This is a genomic window from Povalibacter sp. (genome assembly GCF_036735925.1).
Taxonomy (GTDB): domain Bacteria; phylum Pseudomonadota; class Gammaproteobacteria; order Steroidobacterales; family Steroidobacteraceae; genus Steroidobacter.
The window spans coordinates 1-13,005 of the sequence record NZ_DAINNK010000006.1; the positions used below are offsets into that span (position 1 = coordinate 1).

The window sequence follows — 13,005 nt, forward strand, 5'->3', positions numbered from 1 at the left end:
AGGTAGCGAAATTCCTTGTCGGGTAAGTTCCGACCTGCACGAATGGCGTAATGATAGCCACACTGTCTCGACCCGAGACTCAGTGAAGTTGAAATCGCTGTGAAGATGCGGCGTTCCCGCGGCAAGACGGAAAGACCCCGTGAACCTTCACTACAGCTTTACACTGAACTTTGAACCTTTTTGTGTAGCATAGGTGGGAGGCTTTGAAGTCTGGGCGCTAGCTCAGATGGAGCCAACGTTGAAATACCACCCTGAAATGTTCGGAGTTCTAACCTTGCCCCGTAATCCGGGGTGGGGACAGTGTATGGTGGGTAGTTTGACTGGGGCGGTCTCCTCCCAAAGAGTAACGGAGGAGCACGAAGGTGCGCTCAGCACGGTCGGACATCGTGCAGTGTGTGCAAAGGCATAAGCGCGCTTGACTGCAAGATCGACGGATCAAGCAGGTACGAAAGTAGGTCTTAGTGATCCGGTGGTTCTGTATGGAAGGGCCATCGCTCAACGGATAAAAGGTACTCTGGGGATAACAGGCTGATACCGCCCAAGAGTTCATATCGACGGCGGTGTTTGGCACCTCGATGTCGGCTCATCTCATCCTGGGGCTGTAGCCGGTCCCAAGGGTATGGCTGTTCGCCATTTAAAGTGGTACGCGAGCTGGGTTCAGAACGTCGTGAGACAGTTCGGTCCCTATCTGCCGTGGGCGTTGGAAACTTGAGGGTGAGCTGTCCTTAGTACGAGAGGACCGGGATGGACGTATCTCTGGTGTTCCGGTTGTCACGCCAGTGGCACTGCCGGGTAGCTATATACGGACGGGATAAGCGCTGAAAGCATCTAAGCGCGAAGCCCCCCCCAAGATTAGGTTTCCCTGGGAACTCGATTCCCCTAAAGGGCCGTCGAAGACTACGACGTTGATAGGCTGGGTGTGTACGTGCAGTAATGCATTGAGCTAACCAGTACTAATTGCCCGTGAGGCTTGACCATATAACACCCAATTGGCTTGGACAGTCTTCAAGGACTGTTGCAGGTTTGGGCGACTTGGATACTCATGAATGTGACATGAGCGTCAAACAACTTTCGAATTCCGGGGCGCGTTGAGCAATCAACGAGCCAGTACGCGGAGCCAGTTTGCCTGGCGGCAATAGCAAGCGGGAACCACCCGATCCCATTTCGAACTCGGAAGTGAAAACGCTGTGCGCCGATGGTAGTGTGCCCTTCGGGCATGCAAGAGTAGGTCACTGCCAGGCTCTTAAATGCGAATAAGCCCTGCCGGTCTATCCGGCAGGGCTTTTTCCATTTGCACGATTCGATTTGATCGCACTGCAGCGGAGTGGCACATGAACACCCTCGAAAGGCGCCAGATCGTCAGAAGCCACGTCATCGATGTCTCGGTCGCCAAGGCGGCGATCAACAAGTCGCGTCGTCAGCGGGCCGATGCGGCAAAGAAGCTGCGTCAGGCAATGGCTGCCAAGCATTTTGCGTCGACGATCAAATCTGAAACGGTTTCCTATCCCCGCCACGCTACCGGCTGAGGACGACGCGCCCAGGACGTCGTTCTTAGCTGGACGACGACTTTCCCCTGAGAGGAGAGTTCTCGGGCACCACCGCGACGTCGCATGACGCTCCTGCCAGTACCGCACGGGTGGTGCCGCCGATGAAGTGCTCTTCCAGCATGGAGCGCCCGCGCTTGCCGATGACGATCAGGTCAACAGCCTGACGTTCTACCGTCGCAACAATCACTGCGCGCGGATCGCCGTAGTCGATGGTCGACCGCAAGGCTTTCTCCGGTATGGACGCGAGCAATTCATCCATGGATGTTCGTGTCTTGACGGCGGCGTCCTGGCGGTATTCGTCGATGATGTTCTGCTGCACGCCAGCCATGCGCAGCTGGCCTTCAAACGGGCATTCGAAGGAATGCAGCACTTGCCGTGTAGCGCCAGGCGCCAGCGATTGCGCGAACGCGATCGCCGCCAGCGAATGCGATGAAAAATCGACGGGAATCAGGATCCGCGCATAGCGTGTTCGCGGTGGACTTCGTACCACGAGCATCGGACATACTGCGCGTCTCAGCAAACGCTCGGCCATGGATCCCATGAAGAGCGACTGTGTCGGGTGCAGGCCGCGCGGTCCAACGACCAGCAGATCTGACTGCTTCATGACAAGCAGCACCGTGTCGACGATCGATCCGACCTCGACCTGCTGAATGGCGATCACTGAATGACGCGCCTGAATCTCACCCGCGAGTTTCTCCATGGATCGCCGCGCTTCCGCGACCAGCAAGCGCTCAACATCCGTTCCTGAGCGCAGCCCCGCCCGCAACTGAACGACCGACGGCTCGCTGACCACGTGCAGCAACCGCAACTGCGCGCCGTGTTCCGCTGCGAGCATTGCTGCCCGCTCGACGGCGTTGGTGGCGTCCGCTGAAAAATCTGTGGCAGCAAGAATGCGATATGTAGTGCTCATGCTGTCACCCGATTGGAGTTGTCGACTGAAGGCGTATTTTCTGCTTTCCGCTTGCGCCTCTTCCGGTTCTGCAGCGACTTGTCGATCTCGACGGCCAGGAACAGGACGGCTCCCGCGGCTATCACCATCGCCCATTCCGCAAGTCCCAGCGCTGCAGTTGCGAACACGTGCTGCATCGGCGGCGTATAGGTATAGATGATCTGCAGGATGATGCAGGCGACGATCGTGAGGGGGACATATCGATTTCCGGACAGTACGCGCGAATGGACCATCGAACCATGGATCGAGCGGCTGCTGAGAAGATAGAAAATTTCACAGGCCACGACCGCATTGACGGCCATGGTGCGCGCACTGTCAATGCCAGCACCGAGATGGAGTTGCCACAGGAACAGCGTCAGCGTTGCCGCCATCATGAGTAACGATACGACCGCTACTCTCCAGGCGAGAAGGCGGTCGAGCAGTCCTGCTCCCGGATCTCGTGGGGCGCGCTGCATGACGTTGGATTCGGTGGGTTCGAAGGCCAGCGCCACGCCGAGCGTGCTCGACGTCACCAGGTTGATCCACAGTACTTGCGCTGGCGTCAGCGGCAGAGGCAGGTCGAACAGGATGCTGATGATGACGACTAGCGCTTCGCCGCCGTTGGTCGGCAGCATGAACAGAACGAACTTGCGAATGTTGTCGTAGACGCCGCGCCCCTCGCGAATGGCGTTGCCGATCGTGGCGAAGTTGTCGTCGGTCAGCACCATGGCCGCAGCTTCTTTGGCGGCATCGGTGCCTTTGCGTCCCATGGCGACACCGATGTCGGCACGCTTCAGGGCCGGCGCGTCGTTGACGCCGTCGCCAGTCATGGCGACGACGGCCCGGTTGTATTGCAGGGCTTTCACGAGGCGCAGCTTGTGCTCCGGGCTGGTCCGCGCATAGATGTCGATGTCATGCACGACGGCGCGCAGAGCTTGATCATCGAGGCTCTCGATCTCGGCGCCCGTCAGTGCCGGTTCGCCCTTGCCGATGCCGAGCGCCGCACCGATGGCGCGCGCCGTTTCGACATGATCTCCCGTGATCATCTTGACGCTCACGCCGGCGCCGTGACAGGTGGCGACGGCTTCGATGGCCTCCTCGCGCGGCGGATCGATGATGCCGAACAGTCCGAGCAAGGTGCATCCGCCGTCGACGGCGCCTTCGGGAATCCTGGGTTCATCCGCCGGCAGAGTCTTGCAGGCGATCGACAACAGTCTCAATCCACGCGCCGCGCAGTCCACGGCCTGACGCCGCCAGTAATCCGGGTCGAGCGGTGCGTCAGTGCCGTCGACGCGTTGCTGCGAGCACATGTCCAGCACCCGTTCCGGAGCGCCCTTGATGAACATGATCGCGCCGCCCGCGTGCGCATGCAGCGTCGCCATGTAGCGATGCTCGGATTCGAAAGGGATGACGTCGAGTCGCGAGTGCTGCGAGCGTTCGTCGCCGGCGTCGAGTGCGGCCTTCGCAGCGAAGACGACCAGTGCACCTTCAGTAGGGTCGCCGACGATGCGCCAGTCGTCGCCATCCTCATTCAGGGTCGCGTCGTTGCACAGAATGGCAGCGCGACAGCACAACGTCAGGTCGCGATCTTCTGCGGGTGTGACCGGTTGCTCGCCGACATCGATCGACCCCTTCGGCGCGTAGCCGATACCGTTCACGTCATAGATTTTTCCGGCGGTCACCAGACGCTGCACGGTCATCTCATTGCGGGTGAGCGTGCCGGTCTTGTCGGAACAGATCACCGACACCGATCCGAGTGTTTCGACGGCAGGAAGATGACGGATGATGGCGCGCTGCCGTGCCATGCGCTGTACTCCCAGCGCCAGGGTCACGGTGAGAATCGCCGGCAATCCTTCCGGAATGGCGGAAGCGACCAGTGCCACGACCATCGTGAACATGTCCGCCGGCGAGTGCCCGCGCCACCACGTACCGAGCAGAAACGTCAGCGCCGCAATGCCGATGATGGCGACGGCCAGCCAGCGGCTGAAGTCGGCCATCTGTCGTACCAGCGGCGTGGTCACCGGCTTCACATCGCGCAACATCGAACTGATGCGGCCCAGTTCCGTGTCGACACCCGTGCCGATGACCACGCCGACAGCCTGTCCGGTCGTCACGAGCGATCCGGAATAAAGCATGCAGCGTCGGTCGCCGAGCGACGTGTCGACGGCAACCGTTTCGACATTCTTTTCCACGGCGACGGATTCGCCCGTGAGCAGCGCCTCGTCGACGCGTGCGTTCTTCGCCGATACGACCCGCAGGTCGGCGGGCACGCGATCACCCGAGGCGAGCAGCACGATGTCGCCGGGAACCAGATCGTCGCCGGGGACGCTGCGCTGTTCGCCGTCGCGACGCACCGTCGCCTGACTTGCCAGCATCCCGCGAATGGAATCGAGCGCGCTTTCGGCCTTGCCTTCCTGGATGAAACCGACGATGGCATTCACCACGACTGCGACGAGCAGCACACCGGTGTCGATCCAGTGCTGCAGCAGCGCCGTGATGATCGCCGCCAGCAGCATGATGTAGATCAGCACGTTGTGGAATTGCAGCAGCAGTCGCAGCCACGCCGGCCGACGTCGCGCGCGCGGCAGGCGGTTCGAACCATATTGCTGCAGTCGGGCAGCGGCCTCGGCGGCAGACAGTCCGTGCTCGGTGTCCGACTTCAGCCGTTCAACGACCGCATTCGCATCGAGCGTATGCCAAGGTTCGCGGGATACGCTCGCGTCGGTCATCGCCATCCTCCTCATCACACGCAGGAAGACTACCCGGCGCGGCTTGCTGCACCCACCCGGTGAGGTCCCTCGGTCCCTAAGGAATTGCCGCAATGAGTATTGCAGATGGAGGACGTGCGGGCCGGCGACGAAGCCGCTATGGCTGCTCACGCGCTACTGAAAGTCCCGCGAATTCCTCGGCAGCGATCGTACCCACGGCGTCAGATCCTCGACGCGCTCTGCGACGACGTGAACGACGCCGTCCTGGTTCTGCAGTTCGCCTTCCACCGCCATCAGGTTGGATTGCAGGATTTCGTGGCGGAACTCCTCGAACACGCCCGGCCAGAAAATGATGTTGTTGATGCCGGTCTCGTCCTCGAGCGAGGCAAAGATGACGCCCTTGGCGGTCTGCGGGTGCTGCAGATGAGTGACCAGGCCGCTGACGCTGACCTTGCTGCCGCTGCTCAGCGATTCCAGATCGCGTCGACGCACGATGCCGCGATGGAGCAGGCGGGATCGCAGCAACGCCAGCGGATGCCTGCCCGTGCTGAATCCCAGTTGCCGGTAGTCGCGCAGGATCTCTTCGGCTTCGCTCGGCGCCGGCAGGGTGATCTGCCGGTCGGTCGCCGCGACCTGGTCGAGCATGCCTGGGAGGTGTTCGACTCCCAGCGCATTCCAGAACGCGATATTGCGGTGATCGGTAATGCTGCGGAAAACGCCGCCGAGCGCCAGCGCACGCATGGCGCGTTTGGCGAGTGCCGTCCGGTCGGCCACGTTCTTGACTGAGAAAAACGGCCTGTCTCCACGTGCAGCGACGATCTTCTCGCCTTCCGGCTCGCGCAGTCCACGCACCAGTCTGAACCCCAGTCGAATGCCGTGCTTGCCCTGCGCATCGGGCTCCAGCGTGCAATCCCATTCGCTGACGTTCACGTCGATCGGCAGAATCCCGAGTCCCTGACGCTTCGCCTGTTCGAGCAACTGCGCAGGCTGATAGAACCCCATGGGCTGGCTGTTGATGAGCCCGGCAAAGAAGGCGGCGGGACGATGGCATTTGAGCCAGCTCGAGATGTAAGTCAGCAGGGCGAAGGAAGCGGAGTGCGATTCCGGGAAGCCGTATTCGCCGAAGCCTTCGATCTGCTGGTAGATGGCTTCCGCGAATTCCCTGGCATATCCATTTGCCGCCATGCCCTCCATGAGCTTCTGCTGATACGTATTCATGGTGCCGCTGTGTTCCCAGGAACCCATGGCACGCCGCAGTTCATCCGCCTCGCCCGGCTTGAAGCCGGCGGCGGTAATGGCAATCTGCATGACCTGTTCCTGGAAGATAGGCACGCCCCGGGTCTTTTGCAGGATGGGCCGGAGAGCTTCCTTCGCATAAGGAATGTCTTCTGCCCGCATGCCGCGTCGTTTCAGATACGGATGCACCATGCCGCCCTTGATCGGACCGGGTCGCACGATGGCGATCTCGATCACCAGGTCGTAGTAATTTCGCGGCTGCAAGCGCGGCAGCATGCTCATCTGCGCCCGCGATTCGATCTGGAATACGCCGATGGTGTCGGCACGACAGATCATGTCGTAGGTTGCCGAGTCCTCGCGCGGAATCTCGCTCATGCTCGTCGGGCCGGTGCCGGCGCGCTTGAGCAGATCGAAGCTGCGACGAATGGCCGTCAGCATGCCGAGCGCGAGTACGTCGACCTTGAGCAGGCCCAGCGTTTCCAGATCGTTCTTGTCCCATTGAATGATGGTGCGATCCGGCATCGCCGCGTTTTCGATGGGAACGAGCCGGCTGATGGATTCCTCGGCGATCACGAAGCCGCCGACGTGCTGGGAAAGATGGCGCGGAAATCCGCGCAGATCCTGGATCAACGCATGGAGGCGGCGACCCACGCCCGCTTCCAGGTGCAGTCCCTGTTTCTGCAGGCTGGCGAAGAAGCTTTCCCAGGTGTCCCACCAGGCATGCGACTTCGCCAGTCGATCGACGATGTCGGCATCGATGCCCAACGCCTTGCCGACATCGCGGATGGCGCTGCGGACACGGTAAGTGATGACGGTAGCGGCGATGGCAGCGCGTTCCCTGCCGTATTTCTCATAGACGTGCTGGATGACTTCCTCGCGCCGTTCGTGTTCGAAATCCACGTCGATGTCCGGCGGTTCGTTGCGTTCCTTGCTGATGAAGCGCTCGAACAGGGTGTCGATCAGTTCAGGATTCACCTCGGTGATGCGCAACGCATAACAGACGATGGAGTTGGCGGCCGATCCCCGGCCCTGACAGAGAATGTCTGCCGAGCGTGCGTAGTTCACCAGTTCATGCACGGTGAGGAAGAAATGCTCGTAGCCCATCTCGGCGATCAGGCCGAGTTCTTTTTCCACCGTGGGCCGGACCTTTTCAGGCAATCCATTCGGCCATCGATACTTCAATCCTTCCTCCGTGAGCTGCCGCAGATGCTCCGTTGCGGTCAGGCCCTGCGGTACCAGTTCATGGGGATAGTGATATTTCAGTGAGCCCAGCGAGAACCGGCATAGCCCGGCAATGCGAACGGTCTCGGCCAGCAGTGCTGCGGGATACAGAGACTGCAATTCATTTCGCGTGCGCAGGTGACGTTCGCCATTGGGCAGCAGCCGATGACCTGCCTGTTCGATGGTGCAGCCATGACGAATGGCCGTGACGGTGTCCTGCAACGCGCGGCGTTCGCGTACATGCATGTGCACATCGCCGGCGGCGACCAGCGGAACGCCGCTGCTCGCGGACAGTTGCCGCAACGCTGCGAGACGCGATTCATCATCGGCCCCGCGATGCAGTTCGACGGCGATCCAGCAGCGGTCGGGGAATCTGTTGCGCAGCCAGCCCGCCTGGGAAATCAGCGGTTCCGGCGGCGGTATCCACAGCACCAGGCATTCAGTCAGATTCGCTTCGAGCTGCGAGCGATGAAGCTGGTAGCGACCCTTCGGTGACTTCTCTCTGGCCAGCGTAATGAGAGCGCAGATCTGCGCGTAGGCGATCTGCGTGGGGGCGAGCAGAACCAGGTGCATTCCGTCGCTGGTGTGAAACTCGGAGCCGACGATGAGTTTGAGGCGGCATTTCGCCTTTCTTGCCGCCTCATGGGCGCGCACGACACCCGCCATCGAACATTCATCGGTGATCGCCAGCGCTTCGTAGCCGAGCGCTTCGGCCTGCAGCACCAGTTCCTGCGGATGCGAGGCGCCGCGCAGGAACGTGAAGTTGCTGAGGCAGTGCAGTTCGGCGTACCCCGCAGCCGCGTTCATGACCAGAACCCGTGCAGATACCAGTCGGCAGTACGCAGATCCTGGAACACCCACAGATCCGGCCCCTGGCTCATGCGGACGACGTAGTAATCGCGCTGCACGTCCTCATCGTTGTCCCACCAGCCCGATTCGATGCGCTCGGCTCGGGACGCCGGGCCGGGCAACGTCGCAGAGCCCAGGGCACGCGGTTCCGGCAGCAGCCACAGCGGACGATCCGGGAAGTGCACCTGCGGAAACTTCTCCGCGGCTTCCTCAGTGGTCCAGCTTTTTTCGGGACGATGATCCGCGGCAGATCGCACGTAATGCACGTTATTTTCGCCGACCCGCATCGAGATGCGGTCGAGCGTGTGGGCGAGATCTTCGGTCTGCTGCAGCGACCGATTCAGCAGATCGTTCTGCAGCGCCGTGGGTGAGGCGAATTCGTCGGCGAGCACGCTCAATCCGATCGTCGGCTCGGGCAGTGTCACGTGCTGCATGCGTTCGCGGACCAGCGCCAGGAATCGTCCGGCGTTGCGCTCCGGCGTCGAAGCGCCGATACGCACGCAGGTGGCGGGCGCGGATCGATGGCCGAAGACGATGCTGAAACATTGCGCGCCCGTGTCGCGTGCGCGCAGATAGCCGGCGAACTCCTGCAGCATGCGCTGCAGCGGAAACAGCAGCGCTTCAGTGTTGCGGACTTCGAACTCGAATTCGAAATGCGCCGCATATTTCTCGGGCAGCCGGAAGGCGACGCGCGGATCGGCCGCAACGCCCATGAGGCGATCGAGAAAGTCGCTGATGTCAGGGCCGAAGCGTTTGGCAATGGACTCGCGCGGCAGTTCGAGCAACAGACCCAGCGTGCGGACGCCCGCGGTGTGCAGTTGATCGGCGATCTGCGGCGGCAATGTCAGTTCGCCCAGCGGCAGATTGCGAATGCGCGCGAACAGCGCATGCGGCGAGGTCACCGCCATGCGGATGCCGGCACGCGCCAGCAGCGCGGCGCCTTCGAGCGTCGGTCCGATGCCGAGCCGATAGCTGTAGTCGAGTTGCTTGAGTTCGCATTCCAGCCGTTCGATGAAATTGCGGAATCCGCCGAACAGCGTGAGGCTGGCCTCGATTTCGAGCCAGAGACAGGCGGTTCGTGCCAGACGCAGCTCGACAGGAATGTCTCCCAGGATGACGGTGCCGCTGAACTGATAGGCCCAGCCGGCCAGCCGTTCGAGCGCCGCCCGTTCGGCGCGGATCCTGCGATTCAGCATCGTCAGTTGCGGTTGCACGGCCAGGGCCACGGTGTAATTCATCGGCGCCTTCAGGTGTGCACGTTCGGCGGCTTCATTGCAGTCGATGATCCAGCGCGTGCTGCCTTCGCAGGCGGTCACGACGGTGGGCACGCCGGTTTTTTCAGGCTGCAAAGCCTCCAGCGGCAATCCGGGCAGGGAAATGCAAAGCCAGAGCATGGGGGAAAGCCTACTGGCTGCTGGCGGCCGGCCGCTGGCAGGAGCGGGCGGTGATCTGCCGGGAGGTGACGTTCACCGCTACTGAATGTCCGGTGCGACCGCCGCGGCATTTCAGGATTTCGATCGATAGTCCAGGGCCGCTTGCCTGCAACCGCAGGCGTATCGCCGCTGGCGAGGCCTCGCGTGCGGCCTGCGGCGCACGATAGAGAAATCCCGTGCTGCGACCCGCCTCGGCGGCAAGTTGCAATCGCCGCACGTCGCGATCACGGATCGCCTCCGGCCAGCCGAGCACGGCGCCGAAAGACTGGCAGCGCAACGTCTGTTCGATCGCCCAGAGCACGTCGACATTTTTCTCTGCGCGAATGATCAGCAGATGTTCGAGCCGTACGCCGTGATTGTTCAACGCAGGCGCAAAGGGAATGTAGGGAGGCGAAATCATCGCGACGCGACGTTCGCCCTGCGTGATTCGCGCCAGCGCCGGCATCAGCAGGCTCAGTTCGCCGATGCCGGTCTGTGCCGGCATCAGTTCGACGAGGGTGCCGCTCTGCCAGCCGCCGTGCGGCAGCGCGGCATCGAGTTCAGCAAATCCTGTGGCTTCGATCGCGGGCGGCGCGACGCCTTCGCGATTGAGATTGCACAGCCGCGTGAGCCGTTCGAGCGTTGCTGCGCGATCCATGACGGTTCATTGCGAATGCGCAAGTCCCGTGCGGATGACGCCCACGGCCAGTCCTTCGATCGTGAGTTCCTGTCGCTGCAGGTCGATCTCGATCGGCTTGTACGCCGCATTGGCGGGTTCGAGCCGCACGCGATCACCCTGGCGCCGGTAGTACTTCACCGTCGCTTCATCGCCGATGCGGGCAACGACGATCTGTCCATCGCTGATCTGCGAGGTCCGATGCACGGCGAGCAGATCGCGATCGAGGATGTCGGCGTCCTTCATGCTGTCGCCGCGCACGCGCAGCAGAAAGTGGGCGCGCGGACGGAATAGGGCGGGGTCGATCGCGATGCGATCTTCGACGTTGCCCAGCGCGAGGATGGGCGAGCCTGCCGCGATGCGACCGAGCAGCGGCAGGCCGTTGCCGGTGTCGGCCGTTTTCATTCTGATCCCGCTCGAAACGCCCGGCAGCCGGATGCCGCGGGAAATCCCCGGGGCGAGTTCGAGAGCGCCTTTGCCCGCCAGTGCCCGCAGATGCTGGTCGATGCCTTGCCGGTTTTTCAGTCCGAGTCCGGCGGCGATCTCTCCGCGAGTGGGCGGCATCCCGTGAGCAGCCATGAACTGCTCGATAAAAGCCAATACTTCCAATTGCCTGGAGCTGAGTGGGGGCATGGATCGAATTACCAGACGAATGTCTGGTATCGAGTCTAGGAGCGTCGTCGCAGGCAGGCAAGCAGGGAATTGCCGCTAATGGTTGACGCTCTCCAAGAATCCAACATCCTCCCCGCCATGAACGAAGCCCAGACCGCCTCGCACATCCTGATGATCCGGCCCGTGCGCTTTGCGGGAAACGTGCAGACCGCCGCGTCGAACCGTTTCCAGCAGCTCAACGACGGCGAGCCGGTGGATGCGGCCCAGGCCGCAGCGCTGCGCGAATTCGACACGCTGGCCGAGCGCTTGCGGCTCGCGGGCGTCGTCGTGCACGTCGTCGACGACACGTCCGAGCCGCACACCCCGGATGCCCTCTTTCCCAACAACTGGGTGAGCTTCCACGCCGACGGCACCGTCGTGCTGTATCCGATGCTGGCGCCGAACCGCCGGCTGGAACGCCGGCTCGACATCATCGAGACGCTCGATCGCGAACATGGCTTTCACGTCAGCCGCACGATCGATCTCACGCACCGCGAAGCGGAGGAAAAGTTTCTCGAAGGCACCGGCAGTCTCGTCCTCGATCGCCGCCATCGCATCGCCTATGCCTGTCTTTCCCCGCGTACCGACATGGACGTACTCGGCGAGTTCGCGCAACGGCTCGATTACGAGATCGTCGCGTTCGATGCCTTCGATGCAGGCGGCGCGCCGATCTATCACACCAATGTCCTGATGTCGGTCGGCGAGCATTTCGCCGCCGTCTGCAGCGCCTGCATCGAGCCTTCACGCCGTGAGGCCGTGATCCGATTGCTGGAATCGAGCGGCCGGGTCATCGTCGATCTGAGCATGGCCCAGATGCAGAACTTCGCCGGCAACATGCTCGAACTGCGCACGCGCTTGGGGTCGCCCGTGATCGCCATGTCGGAGTGCGCGCGCAATTCGCTCGATGCTTCACAGCTCGCGGCGCTGACCGCGCGCGGCGAGCGGATCGTGAGCGCCGACATCCCCACCATCGAACGACTCGGCGGCGGCAGCGTCCGCTGCATGATTGCGGAAGTGCATCTGCCTGAGAGGAAGTGACGAAAGTCACGAATGTGATGAGGGCAAGAACCTCGAGCCTCTCATCCGCGTCACCTTCGTGACTTTCGTCACTTTCGTCACTTATCCTCCTCCAATGCTCGAACTCGGCATCAAAACCCTCATCGCCTACCTGCTCGGCGCGCTCATCGGCAGCCTGATCGTCGGGCAACTGCGCGGCGGCGTCGACATCCGCACGCTGGGCAGCGGCAATGCGGGCGGCACGAATGCCTTGCGCACGCAGGGCTATGGATTCGCGTTCTGGGTGATGGTGATCGACATCGGCAAGGGCTGGCTGGCGGCCGCAGTGCTGCCGACCCTGGCGATTCCATTCGTCGATCTCGATCCCGCCATCGGTCGGGACTGGCTCGCGGTGGCCTGCGCGTCCGCCGTCGTCATCGGCCATGTCTATCCCGTGTGGTACGGATTCCGTGGCGGCAAGGGCGCAGCCACGCTGCTGGGGGTCCTGACCGGCCTGTATCCGGTAGCGCTGATTCCGGTGCTGCTGGTCTGGCTGCTGACCGTGATGATCACGGGATTCGTCGGCCTCGCCACGATGCTGGCGGTGGCTGCGTTTCCTGTCTATCTGCTGGTATCGACCGCGTCGCCGCCGATCGCCCTGCTGACGTTCGGCTGCGCGATGCTGCTGTTCGTCTGCTACACGCACCGCGCGAACATCGAGCGCATGCTGCAGGGTTCGGAGAACCGCGTCCGCAGACTCTGGCTGTTCCGTCCCCGTTGA

General features: G+C 62.3%; 9 protein-coding genes and 2 rRNA genes. 5 read left to right on the plus strand and 6 right to left on the minus strand.

Going from position 1 to position 13,005, the window contains the following annotated elements; translation table 11 throughout:
- From V7D81_RS03410 to V7D81_RS03420, 3 genes are all read left to right on the plus strand, one after another.
- A 23S ribosomal RNA gene (locus V7D81_RS03410) occupies positions 1-978 on the plus strand; the annotation flags it as partial.
- A 147-nt stretch (positions 979-1,125) separates the two neighbouring features.
- A 5S ribosomal RNA gene (rrf, locus tag V7D81_RS03415) occupies positions 1,126-1,241 on the plus strand.
- A 90-nt stretch (positions 1,242-1,331) separates the two neighbouring features.
- On the plus strand, positions 1,332-1,526 hold the full coding sequence (locus tag V7D81_RS03420) for a hypothetical protein (protein WP_324314491.1): 195 nt from the start codon (positions 1,332-1,334) through the stop codon (positions 1,524-1,526).
- A gap of 25 nt (positions 1,527-1,551) precedes the next feature.
- On the opposite strand, the gene V7D81_RS03425 is transcribed toward V7D81_RS03420, so the two are convergent.
- The 6 genes from V7D81_RS03425 to lexA all read right to left on the minus strand — a co-directional run bounded on the left by V7D81_RS03425 (position 1,552) and on the right by lexA (position 11,210).
- On the minus strand, positions 1,552-2,457 hold the full coding sequence (locus tag V7D81_RS03425) for a universal stress protein (protein ID WP_324314492.1): 906 nt from the start codon (positions 2,455-2,457) through the stop codon (positions 1,552-1,554).
- A complete protein-coding gene (locus V7D81_RS03430; RefSeq protein ID WP_324314494.1) occupies positions 2,454-5,204 on the minus strand; it encodes a cation-transporting P-type ATPase in 2,751 nt (916 codons plus the stop codon). Before V7D81_RS03430 ends, V7D81_RS03425 begins: the two co-directional genes overlap by 4 nt.
- Positions 5,205-5,357: 153 nt before the next feature.
- A complete protein-coding gene (locus V7D81_RS03435) occupies positions 5,358-8,447 on the minus strand; it encodes an error-prone DNA polymerase (RefSeq protein WP_324314496.1) in 3,090 nt (1,029 codons plus the stop codon).
- On the minus strand, positions 8,444-9,883 hold the full coding sequence (locus V7D81_RS03440) for a Y-family DNA polymerase (protein ID WP_324314497.1): 1,440 nt from the start codon (positions 9,881-9,883) through the stop codon (positions 8,444-8,446). Before V7D81_RS03440 ends, V7D81_RS03435 begins: the two co-directional genes overlap by 4 nt.
- 10 nt (positions 9,884-9,893) lie before the next feature.
- A complete protein-coding gene (gene imuA / locus V7D81_RS03445; protein WP_324314498.1) occupies positions 9,894-10,559 on the minus strand; it encodes a translesion DNA synthesis-associated protein ImuA in 666 nt (221 codons plus the stop codon).
- A gap of 6 nt (positions 10,560-10,565) precedes the next feature.
- On the minus strand, positions 10,566-11,210 hold the full coding sequence (gene lexA, locus V7D81_RS03450) for a transcriptional repressor LexA (protein WP_324314499.1): 645 nt from the start codon (positions 11,208-11,210) through the stop codon (positions 10,566-10,568).
- A 117-nt stretch (positions 11,211-11,327) separates the two neighbouring features.
- Between lexA and ctlX the strand changes: the two genes are divergently transcribed.
- Positions 11,328-12,266 (plus strand): citrulline utilization hydrolase CtlX, encoded by a 939-nt coding sequence (ctlX, locus tag V7D81_RS03455; protein WP_324314501.1) that lies wholly within the window; start codon positions 11,328-11,330, stop codon positions 12,264-12,266.
- A 94-nt stretch (positions 12,267-12,360) separates the two neighbouring features.
- Complete coding sequence (plsY, locus tag V7D81_RS03460) at positions 12,361-13,005, plus strand: glycerol-3-phosphate 1-O-acyltransferase PlsY (RefSeq protein WP_324314502.1); 645 nt, start codon at positions 12,361-12,363, stop codon at positions 13,003-13,005.

Bases quoted from the DNA above. Each gene is read 5' to 3' on its own strand.
- V7D81_RS03420 (WP_324314491.1), top strand. From the start codon at position 1,332: ATGAACACCCTCGAAAGGCGCCAGATCGTCAGAAGCCACGTCATCGAT.
- V7D81_RS03425 (WP_324314492.1), bottom strand. From the start codon at position 2,457: ATGAGCACTACATATCGCATTCTTGCTGCCACAGATTTTTCAGCGGAC.
- V7D81_RS03430 (WP_324314494.1), bottom strand. From the start codon at position 5,204: ATGACCGACGCGAGCGTATCCCGCGAACCTTGGCATACGCTCGATGCG.
- V7D81_RS03435 (WP_324314496.1), bottom strand. From the start codon at position 8,447: ATGAACGCGGCTGCGGGGTACGCCGAACTGCACTGCCTCAGCAACTTC.
- V7D81_RS03440 (WP_324314497.1), bottom strand. From the start codon at position 9,883: ATGCTCTGGCTTTGCATTTCCCTGCCCGGATTGCCGCTGGAGGCTTTG.
- imuA (WP_324314498.1), bottom strand. From the start codon at position 10,559: ATGGATCGCGCAGCAACGCTCGAACGGCTCACGCGGCTGTGCAATCTC.
- lexA (WP_324314499.1), bottom strand. From the start codon at position 11,210: ATGCCCCCACTCAGCTCCAGGCAATTGGAAGTATTGGCTTTTATCGAG.
- ctlX (WP_324314501.1), top strand. From the start codon at position 11,328: ATGAACGAAGCCCAGACCGCCTCGCACATCCTGATGATCCGGCCCGTG.
- plsY (WP_324314502.1), top strand. From the start codon at position 12,361: ATGCTCGAACTCGGCATCAAAACCCTCATCGCCTACCTGCTCGGCGCG.